Origin of the sequence: Nissabacter sp. SGAir0207 (assembly GCF_005491205.1) — a bacterium.
Lineage (GTDB): Bacteria > Pseudomonadota > Gammaproteobacteria > Enterobacterales > Enterobacteriaceae > Chimaeribacter.
This window is the reverse complement of record NZ_CP028035.1, coordinates 843,788-864,635: the sequence shown is the minus strand read 5'-3', so window position 1 is coordinate 864,635 and position 20,848 is coordinate 843,788. Positions and strand designations below refer to the sequence as shown.

Annotated in this window: 23 protein-coding genes; 6 read left to right on the top strand and 17 right to left on the bottom strand. The window is 60.1% G+C overall.

Translation table 11 applies throughout. From position 1 onward, the window contains the following. Positions 1 to 228 precede the first annotated feature (228 nt). Positions 229 to 1,380 (top strand): L-threonine dehydrogenase, encoded by a 1,152-nt coding sequence (yiaY, locus tag C1N62_RS03830; protein ID WP_137762380.1) that lies wholly within the window; start codon positions 229 to 231, stop codon positions 1,378 to 1,380. A 47-nt stretch (positions 1,381 to 1,427) separates the two neighbouring features. Here yiaY and yfhb read toward each other — a convergent pair whose 3' ends face one another. From yfhb to murQ, 3 genes are read right to left on the bottom strand one after another with little or no spacing between them, the layout of a single operon-like run. After that, a complete protein-coding gene (gene yfhb / locus C1N62_RS03825) occupies positions 1,428 to 2,066 on the bottom strand; it encodes a phosphatidylglycerophosphatase C (protein WP_137762379.1) in 639 nt (212 codons plus the stop codon). A gap of 3 nt (positions 2,067 to 2,069) precedes the next feature. Further along, entirely contained in the window at positions 2,070 to 3,425 is a 1,356-nt protein-coding gene (locus C1N62_RS03820; RefSeq protein WP_137762378.1) for a PTS transporter subunit EIIC, read from the bottom strand. A 14-nt stretch (positions 3,426 to 3,439) separates the two neighbouring features. After that, entirely contained in the window at positions 3,440 to 4,333 is an 894-nt protein-coding gene (murQ, locus tag C1N62_RS03815) for an N-acetylmuramic acid 6-phosphate etherase (protein WP_137762377.1), read from the bottom strand. A 162-nt stretch (positions 4,334 to 4,495) separates the two neighbouring features. Here murQ and C1N62_RS03810 point away from each other — a divergent pair, with 162 nt between their 5' ends. Next, a complete protein-coding gene (locus C1N62_RS03810; protein ID WP_137762376.1) occupies positions 4,496 to 5,341 on the top strand; it encodes a MurR/RpiR family transcriptional regulator in 846 nt (281 codons plus the stop codon). A gap of 84 nt (positions 5,342 to 5,425) precedes the next feature. Next, the gene (locus tag C1N62_RS03805; protein ID WP_137762375.1) at positions 5,426 to 5,680 is read left to right on the top strand and encodes a YfhL family 4Fe-4S dicluster ferredoxin; all 255 of its coding nucleotides are present in this window, start codon (positions 5,426 to 5,428) and stop codon (positions 5,678 to 5,680) included. A 12-nt stretch (positions 5,681 to 5,692) separates the two neighbouring features. Here C1N62_RS03805 and acpS read toward each other — a convergent pair whose 3' ends face one another. The 7 genes from acpS to lepA form a co-directional block, all read right to left on the bottom strand. Further along, on the bottom strand, positions 5,693 to 6,073 hold the full coding sequence (gene acpS, locus C1N62_RS03800) for a holo-ACP synthase (RefSeq protein ID WP_137762374.1): 381 nt from the start codon (positions 6,071 to 6,073) through the stop codon (positions 5,693 to 5,695). Beyond that, on the bottom strand, positions 6,073 to 6,804 hold the full coding sequence (pdxJ, locus tag C1N62_RS03795) for a pyridoxine 5'-phosphate synthase (RefSeq protein ID WP_137762373.1): 732 nt from the start codon (positions 6,802 to 6,804) through the stop codon (positions 6,073 to 6,075). The genes acpS and pdxJ overlap by 1 nt, the downstream gene beginning before the upstream one ends. A gap of 70 nt (positions 6,805 to 6,874) precedes the next feature. Further along, a complete protein-coding gene (recO, locus tag C1N62_RS03790) occupies positions 6,875 to 7,624 on the bottom strand; it encodes a DNA repair protein RecO (protein WP_137762372.1) in 750 nt (249 codons plus the stop codon). Between the two features lie 12 nt (positions 7,625 to 7,636). Continuing rightward, positions 7,637 to 8,542 carry a GTPase Era gene (gene era, locus C1N62_RS03785; protein ID WP_137762371.1) on the bottom strand — a complete coding sequence of 302 codons (906 nt, stop codon included), beginning with the start codon at positions 8,540 to 8,542 and terminating at the stop codon, positions 7,637 to 7,639. Next, positions 8,539 to 9,219, bottom strand: a complete 681-nt coding sequence (gene rnc / locus C1N62_RS03780) for a ribonuclease III (RefSeq protein ID WP_137762370.1) — start codon at positions 9,217 to 9,219, stop codon at positions 8,539 to 8,541. The genes era and rnc overlap by 4 nt, the downstream gene beginning before the upstream one ends. A gap of 178 nt (positions 9,220 to 9,397) precedes the next feature. Beyond that, complete coding sequence (gene lepB, locus C1N62_RS03775) at positions 9,398 to 10,378, bottom strand: signal peptidase I (RefSeq protein WP_137762369.1); 981 nt, start codon at positions 10,376 to 10,378, stop codon at positions 9,398 to 9,400. Positions 10,379 to 10,395: 17 nt separating this feature from the next. Next, the gene (gene lepA / locus C1N62_RS03770) at positions 10,396 to 12,195 is read right to left on the bottom strand and encodes a translation elongation factor 4 (protein ID WP_137762368.1); all 1,800 of its coding nucleotides are present in this window, start codon (positions 12,193 to 12,195) and stop codon (positions 10,396 to 10,398) included. A 556-nt stretch (positions 12,196 to 12,751) separates the two neighbouring features. Between lepA and C1N62_RS03765 the strand changes: the two genes are divergently transcribed. After that, positions 12,752 to 13,570: a hypothetical protein gene (locus C1N62_RS03765; RefSeq protein ID WP_137762367.1), complete on the top strand. Its 819-nt coding sequence runs from the start codon at positions 12,752 to 12,754 to the stop codon at positions 13,568 to 13,570. Between the two features lie 51 nt (positions 13,571 to 13,621). On the opposite strand, the gene rseC is transcribed toward C1N62_RS03765, so the two are convergent. From rseC to C1N62_RS03740, 5 genes are all read right to left on the bottom strand, one after another. Beyond that, positions 13,622 to 14,074 (bottom strand): SoxR-reducing system protein RseC, encoded by a 453-nt coding sequence (gene rseC / locus C1N62_RS03760; protein WP_137762366.1) that lies wholly within the window; start codon positions 14,072 to 14,074, stop codon positions 13,622 to 13,624. A gap of 11 nt (positions 14,075 to 14,085) precedes the next feature. Then, positions 14,086 to 15,039, bottom strand: a complete 954-nt coding sequence (rseB, locus tag C1N62_RS03755; protein WP_137762365.1) for a sigma-E factor regulatory protein RseB — start codon at positions 15,037 to 15,039, stop codon at positions 14,086 to 14,088. After that, the gene (rseA, locus tag C1N62_RS03750) at positions 15,039 to 15,695 is read right to left on the bottom strand and encodes an anti-sigma-E factor RseA (protein ID WP_137762364.1); all 657 of its coding nucleotides are present in this window, start codon (positions 15,693 to 15,695) and stop codon (positions 15,039 to 15,041) included. The genes rseB and rseA overlap by 1 nt, the downstream gene beginning before the upstream one ends. A gap of 27 nt (positions 15,696 to 15,722) precedes the next feature. After that, the gene (gene rpoE / locus C1N62_RS03745; protein WP_137762363.1) at positions 15,723 to 16,301 is read right to left on the bottom strand and encodes an RNA polymerase sigma factor RpoE; all 579 of its coding nucleotides are present in this window, start codon (positions 16,299 to 16,301) and stop codon (positions 15,723 to 15,725) included. Positions 16,302 to 16,521: 220 nt separating this feature from the next. Continuing rightward, the gene (locus C1N62_RS03740) at positions 16,522 to 17,268 is read right to left on the bottom strand and encodes a tRNA1(Val) (adenine(37)-N6)-methyltransferase (RefSeq protein ID WP_240775721.1); all 747 of its coding nucleotides are present in this window, start codon (positions 17,266 to 17,268) and stop codon (positions 16,522 to 16,524) included. 164 nt (positions 17,269 to 17,432) lie between these two features. Here C1N62_RS03740 and srmB point away from each other — a divergent pair, with 164 nt between their 5' ends. Then, the gene (gene srmB, locus C1N62_RS03735) at positions 17,433 to 18,749 is read left to right on the top strand and encodes an ATP-dependent RNA helicase SrmB (protein ID WP_137762362.1); all 1,317 of its coding nucleotides are present in this window, start codon (positions 17,433 to 17,435) and stop codon (positions 18,747 to 18,749) included. 49 nt (positions 18,750 to 18,798) lie between these two features. On the opposite strand, the gene grcA is transcribed toward srmB, so the two are convergent. Continuing rightward, entirely contained in the window at positions 18,799 to 19,182 is a 384-nt protein-coding gene (gene grcA / locus C1N62_RS03730) for an autonomous glycyl radical cofactor GrcA (protein ID WP_137762361.1), read from the bottom strand. Positions 19,183 to 19,511: 329 nt separating this feature from the next. On the opposite strand from grcA, the gene ung reads away from it, so the two are divergent. Continuing rightward, on the top strand, positions 19,512 to 20,198 hold the full coding sequence (gene ung, locus C1N62_RS03725; protein WP_137762360.1) for a uracil-DNA glycosylase: 687 nt from the start codon (positions 19,512 to 19,514) through the stop codon (positions 20,196 to 20,198). A gap of 43 nt (positions 20,199 to 20,241) precedes the next feature. On the opposite strand, the gene grpE is transcribed toward ung, so the two are convergent. After that, the gene (gene grpE / locus C1N62_RS03720) at positions 20,242 to 20,826 is read right to left on the bottom strand and encodes a nucleotide exchange factor GrpE (protein ID WP_137762359.1); all 585 of its coding nucleotides are present in this window, start codon (positions 20,824 to 20,826) and stop codon (positions 20,242 to 20,244) included. Between the last annotated feature and the right edge of the window lie 22 nt (positions 20,827 to 20,848).

Sequence of the window (20,848 nt, the reverse complement as noted above, 5' to 3'; positions counted from 1 at the left end):
TTGCCGCGCGCATTATACACGGCTGCTCCCCCCATTCTAGCCTCTCGCCGCCCAACCCGCCGCCGCCGGCCGCCACGCGGCAAAACGCTAAGTGAATCACCTAACAAATCAGGGAGTTAATTTTTTCATGCTGCACTGGAAAGTGCCGTCTCTTTGCGGGAAATCAATTTGCCGCATCAATAACAGGACTATGGTGAGGGCCTACCCTACCCGGACAGGAGAGTTACCATGGCCATTTCCACCTTTTATATTCCCTCCATCAATGTCATTGGCGCGGGCTGCCTGACGCAGGCGGTCAGCGTGATGCAGGATCACCACTTCCGCCACGCGCTGATTGTCACCGACAGCGTGCTCAGCCAGCTGGGCGTGGTTGCGCAGGTGCAGGCGCTGCTGGCGGCGGGAGGCATCGAGAGCAGCGTATTTGACGGCACCCACCCCAATCCCACCTGCCAGAACGTGGCGGATGGGCTGGCGATCCTGCGCGCCAGGGCGTGCGACTGCGTGGTGTCGCTGGGCGGCGGCTCCCCGCATGACTGCGCCAAGGGCATTGCGCTGGTGGCGGCCAACGGCGGCGAGATCAAGGATTACGAGGGCGTTGACCGCTCCGCCAAACCGCAATTGCCGCTGATTGCCATCAACACCACCGCTGGCACCGCCTCGGAGATGACGCGTTTCTGCATCATCACCGATGAGGCGCGCCACATCAAAATGGCGATTGTCGATAAGAACGTGACGCCGCTGCTGTCGGTCAACGATCCGCAGCTGATGGCCGGGATGCCGAAGGGGCTGACCGCCGCCACCGGCATGGATGCCCTGACCCACGCGGTGGAAGCCTATGTCTCCACCGCCGCTGACCCGATCACCGACGCCTGCGCGCTGAAGGCCATCACCATGATCGCCGACAACCTGCGTACCGCGGTGGAGGATGGCGCGAACCCGCAGGCGCGTGAGGCGATGGCCTATGCCCAGTTCCTCGCCGGGATGGCCTTCAACAATGCCTCGCTCGGCTATGTCCATGCGATGGCGCACCAGCTTGGCGGCTTCTACAACCTGCCGCACGGCGTCTGCAACGCGGTGCTGCTGCCCCATGTGCAGGCATTCAACGCCCAGGCAGCGGCCGGACGGCTGAAAGAGGTGGCAGCGGCCATGGGGATAGCGGTCGAGGGGATGGATGACACACAAGGGGCAGAGGCGTGCATCGCGGCGATCCGCGCGCTGGCGAAGGCGGTCGGCATCCCGGAGGGGCTGCGTGCGTTGCAGGTGCGCGAGGAGGACTTCCCGACGCTGGCGACCAACGCGCTGAAAGATGCCTGCGGCTTCACCAACCCGGTACAGGCCAGCCACGCAGAGATTATGGCGATCTTCGCCGCTGCCATGTAGCCAGCAAAAAGGGCGGAAATCCGCCCTTTTTTTCACCCTGCCCTGTTTCACTCCAGCTGTTGCAACTCGCCCTCTTTGCTCACCCGAAAACGGTGCTCACAGAAGAACAGCAGCGGGTTATCCTGCTTGCTGTCGCTGTAGCCGCTGTAGAGTTTCAGCGGTGTGCCAAGGCGCTGCTCCAGCTGCACCACCTTCTGGATGCCGAGGCAGCGCAGCGGCAACACCCAGCCGCCGTTACGCCGCGCCATGCGGCTGCCAACCAGCTTCACCCGGTGCAGGAAATCGGAGCCGTGGTAGACCTGCTCCACCAGCCGCTGCGGCGAGCCGGTAATCAGCCACACCTCGGCGTTATGCTTGTCGAGGTACTCATTCAGGCGCATCTGCACCACCGGGAAGGCGGTTACCACGCTACGGAACCAGGTGACGAAACGCAGCTCCAGATCCTTGAGCCGCGCCTCGCTATGGCCAAACGTGATGGCCCATAGCAGCAGGCTCATCGGCCAGCGCGCCGCGCGGCCCCCCACCAGCAGCCCCAGCCCGATGACCGGCAACAGCGGCACCACCAGAATCAGGTTTTGCGGCATCCGCCAGAGCATGAAGCGCAAAAAGCTGCCGAACATGTCCTGCTGGTGCAGTGTGCCATCCAGGTCAAAAAACACTACCCGTCGGGCCTGTGCCTCACTCAATCTCTACTCCTCAGGATCGTGGAAACCCAATATCCAGGTAAATATAAACCCTGCCACTACAGCGGCCAGATAGCCAGCCAGGTAGAGCACTACCTTGCCCGGCACCATGGTCAGCGCCAGCGGTAAACCGGAAATACCAAAAGTAATGACCGTAGCCACTTTCCAGACACTTATCAAGGCGCCGCCTACTGCCCCGCCGAGACAGGCACCGATGAACGGCTTGCCGAGTGGCAGGGTCACGCCGAAGATCAATGGCTCGCCGATGCCCAACAGGCCGACCGGCAGCGCGCCCTTGATCACTTTTTTCAGCCGCGGGTTGCGGGTCTTCAGCAGCACCGCCACCGCCGCCCCAATCTGCCCGACACCGGCCATCGCCAGAATCGGCAGCAGCGGGTTGGCGCCGTGCGCCTGCACCAGCTCCACATGGATCGGTACCAGCCCCTGATGTAACCCGGAGAGCACCAGCGGCAGGAAGAAGCCCGCCATCAGCGCGCCCACCAGCATACCGCCAGCTTCCAGCGCCAGGTTTACCCCGTGGATGATGGCGTCAGAGATCGCCCCACCCAGCGGCTGCACTATAATAATAGCCAAGCTGGCGGTAACTACGGTGGTCAGCAGCGGATTGACGATCAGCTCGAGCGATTCCGGCAGCCAGCGGCGTAGTTGCCGCTCCACCATGCACATCAGCGCCACCACCAGCAGCACGGCGATCACCCCACCCCGCCCCGGCTGCAACGCCTCGCCGAACAGGGTGATCTGCGCCAGCACCGGGCTGCTCAAAATACCGGCCATCACCCCGCCGAGCGCCAGTGAGCCACCAAACACCCTGGCGGCATTCACCCCGACCAAAATGTTCATGATGGCAAACACCGCACTGCCGAACAGCCCCAGCAGCGCCAGCACATTGGGGTAGTGGATGGCGAAATCGTCAGCGATGTCCGGGCGTTTCAGGATGTTCACGATGCCGGTGATCAGGCCGGAGGCGATAAACGCCGGGATCAGCGGGATAAAGACATTCGCCAGCTTACGCAGCGCCTCGCTCATCGGCGCGGCATACTTCTCTTTGGCCTGCGCCTTGTTGCGGGCGATCTCCTGATCCGCTGGCGGTGCTGACAGCAGGCCGCGCATGGCGTCCGTCACCTTGGCGGCCGCGCCCGGCCCGACGATAAACTGGTGCTGGTTGCCCTGCTTGACGTACCCCTTCACCCCCTCCAGCTGGCGCAGTGCCGCCAGCGCCAGTTGCTGCTCATCCCGCACCTCGACGCGCACCCGCGTCATGCAATTCTCCAGCTTCTGAATGTTGGCTTCCCCGCCGATGCCCTGTAACAGGCTGGCCGCCAGTGTTGTGGTCTTGTCCATGCCGCACCTCCCTGTCAGCCCTGAATCGCTGCCCGCAGATAGCCCCGGTGATCCGCCAGACGCTGCCGCGCCTCGTCCGCCCCCACCTGCGCCAGAATCATCAAGATGGCCGGTTTCACCTCAAAACCGGTCTGTTGCAACGCCTGCTCCGCCTCAGCACGCGGCGCGCCGGTGGCCTCCACCACGATGCGGCAGGCGCGATCCACCAGCTTCTCATTGGTGGCTTTCACATCCACCATCAGGTTCTGGTAGACCTTGCCGCTCTTCACCATCGCGCCGGTGGAGATCATGTTCAGCACCAGCTTCTGCGCGGTGCCCGATTTCAGGCGGGTGGAGCCGGTCAGCGCCTCTGGCCCCACCACCGGGCTGATGGCGACCTGCGCCTCCTGAGCGATCGGCGAGTCCGGGTTGCAGGAGATGGCCACCGTGGCGCAGCCCAGCTGGCGCGCATGGCGCAGCGCGCCAATGACATAGGGGGTGCGCCCCGACGCTGCCAGCCCGATCACCAGATCGCGCGCCTCCAGGTTGATGGCCGCCAGATCCGCCGCGCCGAGCGCCGGGTTATCCTCCGCGCCCTCCACCGCTTTCAGCAGCGCGCCCGGCCCACCGGCAATCAGCCCGACCACCACACCGTGATCCACGCCGAAGGTCGGCGGGCACTCGGAGGCGTCCAGCACCCCCAGCCGGCCGCTGGTACCGGCCCCGAGATAGATGATGCGCCCGCCTGCCGCCAGCGCCGCCGCGGCCAGATCGACCGCTTGCGCCACCTGCGGCAGCACGGCGGCGATCGCTTCCGGCACCTTGCGATCCTCCTGATTGAAGGCGGTGACCATCTCCAGCGTGGACATCTCATCCAGCGTCAACGTGTTTGGGTTGCGGGTTTCTGAAACCAGTGCTCCTAGATTCATGGCGTTACCTTTGAATTTTTAATTCCAATAAAAAAATGATGATTGAATAGTTTATTCTTTTAGACGAGCAAAATTTGCTATTTTATTTAGCAGGGTCGCGAAACCGTGATCGGTAACGCGCACGCATTGCGCGTGACACATCGTCAGTTCAGGAATGAAGGTATGAGCAGTCTTTTACGTATTCGCCAGATTTATCACTCGCTGGCGCAAAATGATCGCAAGCTGGCCGACTTTTTACTGTCGCATAGCGAGGATGCCCGCCACCTCAGCTCGCAGCAGGTGGCGGCACGCGCGGGCGTCAGCCAGTCCAGCGTGGTGAAGTTCGCCCAGAAACTGGGGTACAAGGGGTTTCCCGCCCTGAAGCTGGCGTTGAGTGAGAGCCTGGCTGGCAGCGATCAGCCGGTGGTGACGGTGCATAACCAGATCCTAAGCACCGACAGCCTGAAGATCGTGGGCGAGAAATTACTGGCCGAGAAGCAGGCCGCGCTGCGTGCTACCCTCGACATCAACAGCGAGGAGCGGCTGCGGCTGGCGCTGGAGATGCTGGCCAGCGCGCGGCGGGTGCTGCTGGTGGGCATCGGCACCTCCGGGCTGGCGGCGAAGGATCTGGCCTATAAGCTGCTGAAAATCGGCGTGATGGCGAGCGCGGAGGCGGATACCCACGTCCAGCTTGCCACCGCGCAGGCGCTGACGGCGGAGGATCTGCTGCTGGCGATCTCCTTCAGTGGCGAGCGCAAGGAGGTCAATCTGGCGGCGGAGGTGGCGCAGCAATCTGGCGCGCGGGTGCTGGCCATCACCTGTTTTTCGCCCAACCCGCTGCAACAGCGTGCCGACCACAGCCTCTATACGGTGGCGGAGCGCCCGGCGACGCGCGGCGCGGCCATCTCCGCCAGCACTGCGCAGTATGCGCTGACGGATCTGCTGTTTATGGCGCTGATCCAGCATGACGCCCAGCACGCGCCGGATCGCATCCGCCACAGCGAGGCGCTGATGAAGAAACTGGTTTGACCGGGATCAGGCGAGCCAGCCTTAACCGCGGCAGGGGCCGCGCGTTCTGCTATACTCCGCCCCCCGTATTCGATAGAGACCATCATGGCCCTGCTGATCACCAAGAAATGCATCAACTGCGACATGTGCGAACCGGAGTGCCCCAATCAGGCGATCGCCATGGGCAGTGAGATCTATGAGATTGATGCCACGCGCTGCACCGAGTGCGTCGGCCACTATGACGCCCCGACCTGCCAGCAGGTGTGCCCGATCGATAAAACCATCATCATCGATCCGCAGCACACCGAAAGCCGCGAGCAGCTCTGGGACAAGTATGTCGAACTCTATCTGGTGGAGTGAACCGCCCCGCCGTCAGCCCTCAAAAATTACCGTAGCGCAGGCGTAACGCCGCTCATCCGCCAGGGTGACGTGGGTGGAAGTCACCCCAAGCTCAGCCGCCATCTCCGCCGCCCGCCCATGCAGAACCAGACCCGGCCGCCCGAGCGCATTGTTCACCACTTCGAACTGCTCAAACGCCAGCCCATTGCGGATGCCGGTGCCCAGCGCCTTGGCGGCCGCCTCCTTGACGGCGAAACGCTTCGCCAAAAAGCGGATCGGCTGCTGGTGCCGCTGGTAGAGCGCCCACTCATTGGCGCTCAGGATACGTTCCGCCAGCCGGTCGCCGCTGCGGGCCACCACCGCCTCAATGCGCGTGATCTCGACGATGTCGGTGCCCAGTCCCAGAATAGCCATTAGCGGCGCGCTTCCTGCATCAGGGTTTTCATTTCGCGCACCGCGTCCGCCAGCCCGCTCATCACCGCACGGCCAATGATCGCATGGCCAATGTTCAGCTCATGCATCTCGGCAATGGCGGCGATGGGCAGCACATTGTGGTAGGTCAGGCCGTGGCCAGCGTTGACCTTCAGCCCCTTGCCAGCGGCGTAGGCCGCAGCGGTTTGGATGCGCGCCAGCTCGGCCTGCTGGGCCAGTGGCGACGGCGCATCGGCATAGGCACCGGTGTGGATCTCAATGTAGGGCGCACCCACCGCCACCGCTGCGTCAATCTGGCGCGGATCGGCGTCAATGAACAGCGACACCAGAATGCCAGCCTGCGTCAGGCGCTCTACCGCCACCGTCATTTTGTCCAGTTGGCCAGCCACGTCCAGCCCGCCCTCGGTGGTCACCTCCTCACGCTTCTCCGGCACCAGACAGCAGAAGTGCGGCTTCAGCTCGCAGGCGATATCCAGCATCTCGTCGGTCACCGCCATCTCCAGATTCATGCGCGTCTGGATGGTCTGGCGCAGGATGCGCACATCGCGGTCGGTGATGTGGCGGCGATCCTCACGCAGGTGGACGGTGATGCCATCCGCACCGGCCTGTTCGGAGACAAACGCCGCCTGGACGGGATCGGGGTACTGGGTGCCGCGGGCGTTACGCACCGTGGCGACGTGGTCGATATTCACACCAAGCAGTAGGTCAGCCATGACAAATCCTCGAAATAGGGGGAAGTGACGGCAGTGTACACCGAGAGCGGGGATGGAAGGAATCGGAGGACTAGCTGGCCGGTTCGTCTGGCGCGTTGGTGGGCGCATCAGGCGCGGCTTTCACGCTGAACTGGCGGAACAGCTCACGGCTCTTGAGCGGTTTGCCGCCCAGATAGGGTTTCAGCGCCATGCGGGTAAAGCGTTTAGCGGCGCGCAGGGTGTCGGCATCGGGGAAGTCGCGCTCAGCCAGCGCGCGCAACTGGCGGCCGGTAAAGCTGCGGTTGTCCACCACCAGACTGGCGATAAAGCCCTTCTCTTCGCGGTAGCGGTAGGTCATCTCATCACTGACTGGCTCACCGCTGCCGGCGCAGTGCAGGAAATCGACGCCATAGCCAAGGTGCGCCAACAATGCCAGCTCGAAACGGCGCAGAGCCAGTTCGGGCGAGCCTTGCCCAGCGGCCAGCGATTGGATGCAGTTGAGGTAGTCGAAGAACAGGGTGGCGCAGTCGCTCTCGGCTTCCAGCACCCGCGCCAACAGCTCGTTGACGTAGAGGCCGCTGTAGAGCATCAGGCCCGTGAGCGGCAGGGCGAGGGAAACTGGCTCGGCGTTGCGCAGGGTTTTGACCTCCCCGCGCCCGCCCCAGCGCACCAGCAGCGGCGTGAAGGGTTGCAGCGCCCCCTTCAGGTTGGAGCGGCGACTGCGGGCGCCTTTGGCCAGCACCCGCACTCGACCGTGCCCCTCAGTGAACAGGTCCAGCATCAGGCTGGTTTCACTGTAGGGCCGCCCATGTAAGACAAACGCCCGCTGCCAGCCTTCCATCGGCGTGTCGCCTTAGAGGTCGTCGACGTAACCCAAACTGCGCAGCGCACGTTCGTCGTCTGCCCAGCCGGATTTCACTTTGACCCACAGCTCGAGGTGCACTTTCGCCTCGAACATCTCTTCCATGTCCTGACGTGCCTCAATGCCGATGGTTTTGATCTTGCTGCCTTTGTTGCCGATGACCATCTTCTTCTGGCCTTCGCGCTCCACCAGAATCAGGCCATTGACGTCATAGCCGCCGCGCTCATTGGCGACAAAGCGTTCGATCTCAACCGTCACTGAGTAGGGCAGCTCCTCACCGAGGAAACGCATCAGTTTTTCACGGATGATCTCTGAGGCCATGAAGCGCTGTGAACGGTCAGTAATGTAATCTTCCGGGAAGTGGTGGATCGCCTCGGGCAGGCGCTTGCGCACGATCTGGGCGATGGTGTCCACATTGGTGCCCTTCTCAGCGGAGATCGGCACTACGTCATGGAAGTTCATCTGCTCACTGAGGAACTGGATGTGCGGCAGCAGCTTGCTCTTGTCCGCCACGTTATCCACTTTGTTGATCGCCAGCACGACCGGGCAGCTCAGGCCGCGCAGTTTCTGCACCACCATCTCGTCATCGGCAGTCCAGTTGGTGCCCTCAACCACAAAGATCACCAGTTCCACGTCGCCGATGGAGCTGCTGGCAGCACGGTTCATCAGGCGGTTGATGGCGCGCTTCTCTTCGATGTGCAGGCCGGGGGTGTCCACGTAGATCGCCTGATAGGGGCCTTCCGTATGGATGCCCATAATGCGGTGACGGGTGGTTTGGGGTTTCCGGGAGGTGATGGAGACTTTCTGTCCCAGCAACTGGTTGAGCAGCGTGGATTTCCCCACGTTCGGACGCCCAACGATCGCGGCAAATCCGCAATAGGTTTTCTCTTCGCTCATTCAAGCTCCAGCTTTTTCAGCGCTTGCTCCGCTGCCGCCTGTTCGGCTTTGCGGCGGCTCGATCCGGTGCCGACCACCGGCTCACTCAGACCGCTCACCTGGCAGTGGATGGTAAATTCTTGATCGTGCGCCTCACCGCGAACCTGTACGACCAGATAAGAAGGCAACGGCAGATGACGACCTTGTAAAAACTCCTGTAACCGAGTTTTCGGGTCCTTCTGCTTGTCACCGGGGCTGATTTCATCCAACCGGCTACGATACCAGTTGAGAATCAAACGTTCGACGGTCTGGATATCACTGTCCAGGAACACGCCACCAATCAGGGCTTCCACCGTATCTGCGAGGATGGATTCGCGGCGGAAACCACCACTTTTCAACTCACCCGGCCCAAGGCGCAGACACTCGCCCAGATCAAATTCACGCGCCATCTCGGCCAGCGTGTTACCGCGCACCAGCGTGGCGCGCATCCGGCTCATGTCCCCTTCGTCGACCTTTGGGAAGCGGTGATAAAGCGCATTGGCAATCACGAAACTGAGAATAGAGTCACCCAGAAACTCTAACCGTTCATTGTGTTTACTGCTGGCACTGCGATGAGTCAGCGCTTGCAGCAAGAGCTCCTGCTGTTGAAAAGTGTAGCCCAGCTTTCGCTGTAGCCTGTTTACTAAGATGGGGTTCATGAGTTACCAATAGATCAAGAATGCGTCAAAAACTTCAGCATACGGAACAGGCCTGTTTCGCCCAAAGCCAATCCAAAGCTGTTTCGTTTGCAGTGGCTCCCGAAGGGGAGCCAACTTTTATCGCTCAAACGGTTATTCTACAACGAGTAGCAGCATAATGCTGCGTTTATGGGGCGGATTAATGGATCCCGCCGATGCGGCTCAGGCGCACACCGGTCGGCCATTCGCCTTCCTGCTTCTCAAAGCTCATCCAGATCGCCGTGGCTTTGCCCACCAGATTTTTCTCCGGCACAAAGCCCCAGTAGCGGCTGTCAGCGCTGTTGTCGCGGTTGTCGCCCATCATGAAGTAGTGGCCGGCTGGCACCACCCAGACGCCGAGCGGTTGGCCCGGCTGACGGTAGTACATGCTCAGCTGATCCTGCGCGCCCGGCACGGCCAGGATGTTGTGTGTCACATCACCCAGCGTCTCCTGGCGCGTGCGCAGGCGGATACCGCCCTCTGGCACGCTGTCGCTCTGCGGGATCTCAAAGAAGCCACTGCTGACTTCCGTGTTGCCGCTGCGCTGGCCAAAGGTCTGCACCAGATTGCTTGGCTCTGAGGCGCTGTAGGTGAGTGCCAACGCCGAGTCGCAGCGGCTGTCACTGCCACAGCCCGGCTGTATGGTCACCTGCTTGCTAATCGGATCGTAGCTGACGCGGTCGCCCGGCAGCCCCACCACGCGCTTGATGTAGTCCACACGTGGGTCACGCGGGTACTTGAACACCACAATGTCGCCGCGCTTCGGGTGGCCGGTGGGGATCAGCGTGCCCTGTGTGACCGGGTTTTTCAGGCCGTAGGCGAACTTCTCCACCACGATGAAATCCCCGATCAGCAGCGTCGGCATCATGGAACCAGACGGGATCTGGAACGGCTCAAAAATGAAGGAGCGCACCACAAACACGATGAACAGTACCGGGAACACCGAGGCGCAAGTCTCTACCCAGCCCGGCTGCTTGGTCACCTTTTTCAAGGTGTCGCCGTCGAGGTTGCCCGCTACCTGAGCGTTGGCCGCGGCCGCCTTGCGGCGGCGGGCCGGCGCCCAGACGAAACGGTCGAGGCACCAAATGATCCCTGTCAGCAGGGTGGCAATGGCCAACCCCAGTGCAAACATGTTAGCCATGCCAACTCCTTACCCTTTTATTTGCTGTCTTTGCCCACGTGCAGAATCGCCAGGAACGCCTCTTGCGGCAGTTCGACGTTGCCGACCTGCTTCATGCGTTTCTTACCGTCTTTCTGCTTCTGGAGCAGCTTTTTCTTACGGCTGACGTCGCCGCCATAGCATTTTGCCAGAACGTTTTTACGCAACTGTTTCACCGTCGAACGGGCGATGATGTGGTTGCCGATCGCCGCCTGAATGGCGATGTCAAACTGCTGGCGCGGGATCAGATCTTTCATCTTCTCCACCAGATCACGGCCACGGTACTGGGAGTTGTCACGGTGGGTGATCAGTGCCAGCGCATCCACGCGCTCGCTGTTGATCATCACGTCAACCCGCACCATGTCGGAGGTCTGGAAGCGCTTGAAGTTGTAATCCAGCGACGCATAGCCGCGGGAAGTGGACTTCAGGCGGTCGAAGAAGTCGAGCACCACCTCGGCCATCGGGATCTCATAGGTCAGTGCCACCTGATTGCCGTGGTAGACCATGTTGGTCTGCACGCCGCGCTTCTCAACGCAGAGGGTGATCACGTTACCCAGATACTCCTGCGGCATCAGCATGTGGCACTCAGCGATCGGCTCACGCAGCTCCGCGATATTGTTCAGCGGCGGCAGCTTGGAGGGGCTGTCAACGTAGACGGTTTCGCCGGAGGTGGTCTCCACCTCATACACCACGGTCGGTGCGGTGGTGATCAGATCCAGGTCATACTCGCGCTCCAGACGCTCCTGGATGATCTCCATGTGCAGCAGGCCGAGGAAGCCACAACGGAAGCCGAAGCCCAGCGCGGTGGAACTCTCCGGCTCATAGAACAGCGAGGCGTCGTTCAGGCTGAGCTTGCCCAGCGCGTCACGGAAGGCTTCGTAGTCATCAGAGCTGATCGGGAACAGGCCAGCGTAGACCTGCGGCTTCACTTTTTTGAAGCCCGGCAGCGCCTTGTCCGCCGGCTGGCGAGCCAGGGTCAGGGTATCGCCCACTGGCGCGCCCAGAATGTCTTTGATGGCGCACACCAACCAGCCCACTTCGCCACAGCTCAGCGCGTCGCGATCGACCTGTTTCGGCGTAAAGATGCCAAGGCGGTCAGCGTTGTAAGTCTGGCCGGTGCTCATCACCTTGATCTTGTCGCCCTTACGCAGGGTGCCGTTTTTGATACGGATCAGGGAGACGACGCCCAGATAGTTATCGAACCAAGAGTCGATGATCAGCGCCTGCAACGGCGCGTCCGGGTCACCCTCGGGGGCCGGGATGTCACGCACCAGACGCTCCAGCACGTCAGGCACGCCGACGCCGGTCTTCGCCGAGCAGCGCACCGCATCCGCGGCGTCAATGCCAACGATGTCTTCAATCTCCTGCGCCGCGCGATCCGGGTCAGCAGCTGGCAGGTCGATTTTGTTCAGGACCGGCACCACTTCCAGATCCATCTCAATGGCGGTGTAGCAGTTGGCCAGCGTCTGCGCTTCCACGCCCTGACCCGCGTCCACCACCAGCAGCGCGCCCTCACAGGCGGCCAGCGAGCGGGAAACTTCATAGGAGAAGTCAACGTGCCCCGGCGTGTCGATGAAGTTGAGCTGGTAGGTCTGGCCATCCTGCGCCTTGTAATCCAGCGTCACGCTCTGCGCCTTGATGGTAATGCCGCGCTCACGCTCCAGGTCCATGGAGTCCAGCACCTGGGCCGCCATCTCACGGTCGGTCAGGCCGCCGCAAATCTGGATAATACGGTCGGACAGGGTCGACTTACCGTGGTCAATATGGGCAATAATGGAGAAATTTCGTATATGCTTCATTATAAAAGTTTTTCTGCCTTGGTATTTCTGAATCGCTCGCCTGTGGGCACACGCATGGACAAGAAGCGACGGTGAGTAGGTCGGCTCTGTTTCGCCTAAGTCGCAGCATTCTACATGTCAGGCTTGTGAAAACCTAGTCATCCGCCCTGCTATCTCTCAATTATGAACATCTTCGCGCAAAAGCGGCAGCAACCGGGGAAATAAGATGTGAGAAGGCGTGACAAAGGTTGACGCCAAAGGGAAATTATTTCATCCATGCGGATAAACTTGAGACTGCCGCCCGCCCCCTGCCCCGGTTTATGGCCAGCCGTCAGTAAACGCTATTTATGCCCGCCCGCTTCCCTTTTTCATCACAGGGCATCTGTCCATGCCGCCGCTATTTCCGTTGCTTTTCATTCCGTGGGCTGCCGGGGGTTTAGGATAATGCTCATTTACACATTTTGCCGGATTAGACTAGATAGAGTAGTTCCCCAGGAGGCGTGTCGATAACCATTTTAATATTTACCTTGGGGAAACTTTGATGTCTCATTTTATTCAGGTTACAAGGATACCCGTTATGATCGAGGAAGGACGGCTGCTGAGTCGCCACGGTTTCACCAAGACCAACTCGTGGATAACCATCGTCATTTCTGCATTGCTGATGCTGGCGGGCGCGATGCTGGTTCTGTTTTTATTGACGGCAAAACGGGCGGAGGATGACCGGGTTCATTTTACTCTTCTGGCTGGCATGGCCTGTATTCTGCTTGGGGTGACACTGCTGGTTTTACGGCAGTTAATTAAACCCAAGCAAACCTACGAACTGCATGAAAATGGTGTTCTGGTTATTAATCAGCACAACCAGAAAGATCACTTTATTCCCTTTGAGCGCATCTGTGATATTTACCGTTATCGCAGCGGAAATTATACCGGCAAAGTGATTAATGCGATGGCGTTTCGCACCGATATCTACAGTGCGTGGAATAAGATCTCGCCCCATGTGGCTGGCTCTGCCCGGCTGATTGAGGTGATCATTGACCAGCAGCTTACCCATCGCGGCGCGGCGGCGCTGACCATGCTGGCCAATGATGGCCATGTCAGCTTCTTCTACCTGCCGCGCAGCCGTAGCCTGCTGAAGCGGTTGCTGACCCGCAACTTCCTGATGATGAAGGAGAAGCAGCTGCGCCTGAGCGCCCTCTCCCTGAGCAGCGAGGATCAGGTGGTCTCGATTGATCAGGTGCACCGGGTGATCGCGGGCACGCCGACCCAACCGATTGAGCTATTGGATGCCCAGGATCGGGTACTGTTTTCCATTCCCTATTTGTCGCTGTTCAGCGCCGAACTGTTCGTTGCGCTGCTGGAGCATATGATCCAGAGCCGGATCCCGATTCAGGGCTAATAAGCAATGAGCCGACGCGCCCTAACGAAGCGGCGCGTGATAACGAAAGGACTAGGTGCGGAAGGCGGTGGGCGGCAGGCCAATTTGCAATACCACAGGCTGGTACTGGCTCTCCTCACCGCTGTGTTTCGCCAACCGGCGGGCAGTCAGGAACCCGGCCATGCCGCCGGCCACCGCACCCAGCAGGGCGAACAGGTCACTGTTGAGCCACATTTGCATCACGCCCCCGCCCAGCAGCACGCCGACCAGCGGCGTCATGTAGACCAGCAGCGCGGAGCGCAGCAGGCTCCCTTCGGTGATGCCCAGCTCCACTTTCTGCCCCGGCTCTAGCGGTTGATCAATGGCAACCTGCAAATGATGCTCCGGCTGGGGGCCGAGTTTATTGAGTGTGCGGGTTCCGCAACCCGTGCGCGCATTGCAGCTGCCGCAACCGGCTTGCGGATCACAGCGCAGCAACGCCATCCCATTTTCCCACGACACGACCGTGGCCCACTCTTTCATCATCGCGGTGACTCCTATTGCGCCCGGCTGAGCACAATGCTATCGGCAATACGTTTGGCGGTAGTGGGCGGCAATTCGCCTACCACCGTAATCTCCTGCCCGGCGCGGATCTCCGTGTGCACCGTGCGCCTCCCCTGCCGGACAAACTGCTCCGAGGTAGGGTTGGACGAGGTGCTGACATTCACGGAGAAACTGAATAATCCGTCCGAGTAGAGACGTGATTCTATCGGAACGGGCAGGCTTGGCAAGGTACGGCGGCTGCGTGACACCTCGGTGACCCCGGCTGGTAGCCACTTCGGCTGCCAATTGAAGTCCACCTTTTCGGTGGCCGGAATGGCCAGCAGTGGCGGCAGGCTGGCCTTCGTCAGGCCACTTAATGCGCCCTCTACGCCCTCATTGGCGACAAACGAAATAACCCGGAATTGCTCCAGCGTCTCGCCGTCACGATCTAGCAGATCGGCCCGCAGCGGCAGTTTGGTTTGCTCATCAATCCAGACGATATAGCTGTAACGGGTGCCATCACGCGCCACAATGCGCAGCACTTCACTGGGTCGGTCGGCAATGCGCGCCCTACCCACTGGAATGAAGTCATAGAATTTCGCCAGCTCGTTGAAATCCGCGAAGGCCAGCGCTGGCAATGCATCGACAATATGGTCGCCAGTCAGCGTAAAGGGTTCCAGCCCGGATTCGAAGTAGCTGATTTCATTGCCACGTTGCAGGATCTCCCGACGTGGGCCATCCATTTGCAGCAGTTGGGCGAGGGGTTGTTTGCCCAGCAAGACGTGGCGATAGCGTGAAGATTCTATCCCTTGCTTGCTGATGCTGATAAAGGCGATCTCGTAATCGAGTGTCTGGCTGGCGCTGTTCATCTGTTGCAACAACGCCCCGGACGCACTCTGCGCCGGGGCGATGGTGGGATAAACCAGGCTGCCTGTCAGCACACACACGGCAAACCAAAATTGCTTCATTACTGCGACTGCATTCCTAATGTCTGGGTTCCTGGGACCTGAACAGCCGCTTGCTGCGGACTTGTGGTGTCCAACTGCAACTGGTCAGAATGCAAACGGCGCTGTAATTCGTAATCCTGCAAAATGGCATTGATACGCTTGCGCTGTTCCTGAAGCTGCTGCTGTTGGCCGCCGTTGGCTGCCGTGGCGTCACTGCCCGGCACGCCAAAGCTGACTGGCGAAGCCTTGCCGCCCATCATCGGCAGCGTGTTGAACACCGGGGTCTCCGGCGAGGCGCTGCCTTCAGGCTGGTTGTAGTGCTGCACGCCGACGATGACCGCCAAGGAGACACAAGCCGCCACCCCGACTTGGGTGATCTGGCTGGCCCAAGGGCGCACCTTGTGCCAGAACGGCATCTTCTGCCAGGTGTGCGGCTGTGGCTGTGCGTCAGGCACGGCCTGCGGGATAAGACGAACCGGCTCTTTCTCAATGGCAGCGGCCACTTGAGCGGCAATGTCGAAGTGCATCACTTCGCTGACATCGCCCCGCATGGTGTCACGGATGAGATGGTAACTCTGCCAGCGCGCCTGGAGAGCCTTGTCGTTTGATAACGCGTTTAACAACTCGGAATCAAGCGCTTCGCCATCCATCAGAGCTGAAAGCTGTTCTTTCTGCATGCCTTAGTACCCTTCCTGTGTCCGCCATCATTGACGCTGAATCAGCGGTTGGACTTTATTATCGATAGCTTCGCGCGCGCGGAAGATACGGGATCGCACCGTCCCCACCGGGCACTCCATAATGGCGGCTATCTCTTCATAGCTCAGGCCATCCAGCTCTCGCAGGGTAATCGCCATGCGGAGATCTTCAGGGAGTGATTCGATCGTACGAAAAACTATCTGTCGTAACTCTTCAGACAACATTAGGTTCTCAGGGTTCGAAATTTCTTTCAACGCCCCGGCACTTTCGAAGTTCTCTGCCTCATTGGCATCAACGTCGCTGGCCGGCGGGCGGCGCCCCTGAGCTACCAGGTAATTCTTGGCCGTGTTGACGGCGATACGATATAACCAAGTATAGAAGGCGCTGTCGCCGCGGAAGGATTCCAGCGCACGATAGGCCTTAATAAAGGACTCCTGCACCACATCAGGCACGTCGCCCTGTGGCACATAGCGGGAAACGAGGCTCGCCACTTTATGCTGGTAACGGATTACCAGTAAGTTAAACGATTTTTGATCTCCCTTCTGGACCCGCTCAACCAGAACCTGATCCGTAAACTGCTCGCTCATCCGAGGTAAAGTCTCCCCAAACCTGTCTCCACGCATAAAATTGTACTGCCAGTCATGTTCTTTTTTCCTGAGCAAGCACCTGCTTGGAGTTTACACGGTACATAGAGTTCCGTCGCGCTTATGATTTTTCTGTCGGCATGTCAGCGCCGCTGAATCAACAGGCTACCACGTTTTGTGCACTTTCTCTGCATCACCGCACCATTGCGCGGCGAGCATGGCATCAATAAAAAAGGTAGAAGTCAGTGATCAGCTGGCGAAAGGCGTCGCTGTAGTGTCCGTCGGCATCCCGCAGCGGCATCTCCCCCAGCTGTAGCGCGGCTGGCTGGCGCACCAGCGTCAGCAGGACGCGGTGCAGCGGCTTGCCCGGCCGGTCGCGCAGCGCCAGTCGTTGGGCGAGGTGCCAGCCCGCTGCGACAGCGCTGGTGACAAAGCGCTCGCCAATCTCATAGGGCAGCACCACGCAGAAGCGCCCGCCCTCCTGCAGCAGGGCCGCGGCACAGGCCAGCAGCGCCTCATGGCTGAGGGTGTCGGTGTAACGTGCCTGAGTACGAGCGGCATCACGGCAGGCGACCGCCGGCTCAAAATAGGGCGGATTGCTGACAATCAGGTCATAGCGCGTGGAAGCATTCGCCGTGACCTTATGGATATCTGTCGCCAGTACCCGAATGCGATCGGCCCAGGGTGAGGCCGCCGCGTTCTCCTGTGCCTGCGCGGCGGCATCCGGGTCCAGTTCCACCGCATCAATCTGGCAGGTGGCTGGCGTCCGCTGTGCCAGCATCAGGGCGATCAGCCCGCTGCCGGTGCCGATATCCAGGATGCGGCGGGCCTCTTCCACGGGCGCCCAGGCACCGAGCAGCACGCCGTCGGTGCCGACTTTCATCGCGCAGCGGTCATGGGCGACAAAAAATTGTTTGAAGGTAAAGCCATTACGGCGCAGCGTAGGTGCAGGGGTCGGTTCGGTAGTCACGGGCTTTTCCAGGTCATCTCATGGGGTGCGGCGGCAGGCGCGGCACGACAAATCGGGCGTAGCATAGGATAATCAATGAGTGAGTAAAAGCGACGGTAGCGGCTTAAATAGATGAAGAATGCGTCTAACCCGTCTATAATCGGCGCCCCACGTAGAGGTAGACCATGACTGTAACCACTTTTTCCGAACTCGAACTAGACGAAAGCCTGCTCGACGCGCTGCGCGACAAGGGCTATGACCGGCCCACCGCCATCCAGGCTGAGGCGATCCCGCCCGCGATGGAAGGCCGTGACGTTCTGGGTTCGGCACCCACCGGCACCGGCAAAACCGCCGCTTTCTTGCTGCCGGTGATGCAGCACCTGCTGGATTTCCCGCGCCATAAATCTGGCCCGCCGCGCATCCTGATCCTGACGCCTACCCGCGAACTGGCGATGCAGGTCGCCGATCAGGCGCGCGAACTGGCGAAACACACCCATCTGGATATCGCCACCATCACTGGCGGCGTGGCCTATATGAACCACGCCGAGGTATTCAGCGAAAATCAGGACATCGTGGTCGCCACCACCGGCCGCCTGTTGCAGTACATCAAAGAAGAGAACTTTGACTGCCGCGCCGTCGAAACGCTGATCCTTGATGAAGCCGACCGTATGCTGGACATGGGCTTCGCTCAGGACATCGAAACCATCGCCGGCGAAACCCGCTGGAGAAAGCAGACCATGCTGTTCTCCGCCACGCTGGAAGGCGAGGCAATCCGTGACTTCGCTGAGCGCCTGTTGCAGGAGCCGGTAGAAGTGGAAGCCGATCCCTCCCGCCGCGAGCGCAAAAAGATCCAGCAGTGGTACTACCGTGCCGATGACCTGCAACATAAGACCACCCTGCTCGTCCACCTGTTGAAACAGCCGGACGTGCAGAAGTCGATCATCTTCGTGCGTAAGCGCGAGCGGGTGCATGAGATGGTCTCCTGGCTGCGTGAGGCGGGTATCAACTCCTGCTACCTTGAGGGTGAGATGGTGCAGGCCAAGCGCAATGAGGCCGTCAAACGCATGACCGATGGCCGCGTCAATGTGCTGGTCGCCACCGATGTGGCGGCACGTGGATTGGATATCAACGATATCACCCACGTCTTCAACTTTGACCTGCCGCGCACCGCTGACATCTACCTGCATCGCATTGGCCGTACTGGCCGCGCGGGCCGCAAGGGGTGCGCGATCTCACTGGTAGAGGCGCATGACCACCTGCTGCTGGGTAAAATCGGCCGTTACCTGAATGAGCCGCTGAAGCCGCGCGTCATTGACGAGCTGCGCCCCACCAGCAAGCTGCCGAGCGAGAAGAGCAATGGCAAGCCCTCCAAAAAGGTGCTCGCCAAACGTGCTGCCGAGAAAAAAGACAAGCCGAAGGCCAAGGTCAAGGTACGCCAGCGCGACGCCAAAAACGTCGGCAAGCGCCGCCAGCCGAAAGCGGAAACCGGCGAGCAGAAGTAACGCGTGGGAAATAAACAGGGGAGCCGAGGCTCCCCTTTTTTCTGCCTGCTTACAGGCTTTCGGTAAAGGTGCGGGCAATGACGTCGCGCTGCTGTTCCGGCGTCAGGGAGTTGAAACGCACCGCATAGCCAGAGACGCGGATGGTCAGTTGCGGGTACTTCTCCGGGTGTTCCACCGCATCCAGCAGCGTTTCACGGCGCAGTACGTTGACGTTGAGGTGCTGGCCGCCCTCGACACGCACGCTGGGCTGCACATCCACCGGCACCTCGCGATACTCTACTTCGCCCAGCTCGGCCAGTGCCACTACCTGATCCTCTTCAAACTCCGCCTTGGCGCACAGGCAACGCACTTGCGCCTGTTCGCTATCCAGCAGCCAGAATGAGTTAACCAGCGCCGGGTTTGCGGCTTGGGTAATTTGGATACCTGTAATCATGATTGCCTCCAGAGAGCAGCGGTCAGGCTGCCCGAACAATGTCATCAATGGCGGTGGTCTCTCGGCACACCGCACGTCTGTTCCCTGTATACCAGCCTGAAAAGTGGCAATCCTTGATTGAAATCAATAAATTCGGGCTGGCACAGCAGGCTGGAAAACCAACATTTTGTTTTTTATCAAATTAGCCCCCGCGGCCATTCCTGATTTTTTTGTAAATTATCAACTTTTTTTGAAATGCCCATGCGCCCTATAAGCAGGCGTTTTACTGGTAAGCGGATGCAGGTACTCTATAGTCATCAGATTATCTGCAAAAACAAAGGAGAGCGCGGATGCCAACTTCACCTACCTGGCATGATGTGATTGGTCAGGAAAAAGAGCAGCCTTACTTTCAGGAAACCCTGGCATTTGTCGCCGCGGAGCGGGCGGCGGGCAAAACGGTCTACCCACCGCAAAAAGATGTGTTCAACGCCTTTCGCTTCACTGAGCTAAGTGACGTGCGGGTGGTGATCCTCGGGCAGGATCCTTACCACGGGCCAAATCAGGCGCACGGTCTGGCCTTCTCCGTACGCCCCGGCGTGCAGGTGCCGCCCTCGCTGGTCAATATCTATAAGGAGCTGGAGAGCGACATCCCTGGCTTCGTACGGCCAGAGCATGGCTGCCTACAGAGTTGGGCGGAACAGGGGGTAATGTTGCTGAATACGGTGCTGACCGTGGAGCGCGGGCAGGCACACTCCCATGCGCGGCTGGGCTGGGAAACCTTCACCGATAAGGTGATCGGTGCAATCAACGAGCATCGCGAGGGCGTGGTGTTTCTGCTGTGGGGTTCCCATGCGCAGAAGAAAGGGAGCTTTATTGATACCCAGCGCCACCATGTGCTGAAGGCGCCGCACCCCTCCCCGCTCTCCGCACATCGCGGGTTCCTGGGCTGCCGCCACTTCTCGCAGACCAACGCCTTGCTGGAGCAGCAAGGGCTGCCGGCGATTGACTGGACGCCGGTTCTGCCGAAAGAGCTATAACGCTCAGGCAGAAAAAAGGCACCCTTGGGTGCCTTTTTTGCGCTTACGCCTTGGCTTTGGAGACCGCCACCATCGCCGGGCGCAACAGGCGACCGTTGAGGGTGTAGCCCTTCTGCATGACCATCATGACGTGGTTCGGCTCGTGCTCCGCGGACTCCATCAGGGTCATCGCCTGATGCACTTCCGGGTTGAACGGCACATGGGTCTCACCCACCACCTCAATGCCAAATTTGCGTACCGCATCCAGCAGCGATTTCAGGGTCAGTTCAATGCCCTCAATCATGGACGCCAGTTCAGTGTTGGATTTGTCCGCCAGATCCAGCGCACGCTCCAGGTTGTCGATCACCGGCAGCAACTCGCCAGAGAATTTCTCCAGGGCGAATTTATGCGCCTTCTCCACATCCATCTCGGTGCGGCGACGGAGGTTTTCCACTTCCGCCTTGGCGCGCAGCAGGCTTTCACGCTCGCGTTGCTGAGCATCTTTCAACTGCGCTTCCAGCTCAGCAATACGGGCGTCACGCGGATCGACGTCGTTTGCCGTTTCGGCTCCAGCTTCCGCGTGCAGTTGATCTTTTTCCATTTCGTCCGAGACTTGCTCGTTTGCTGTGTTCTGTTCTTTACTACTCATGAAATTCTCCGCGTTTTAGCAT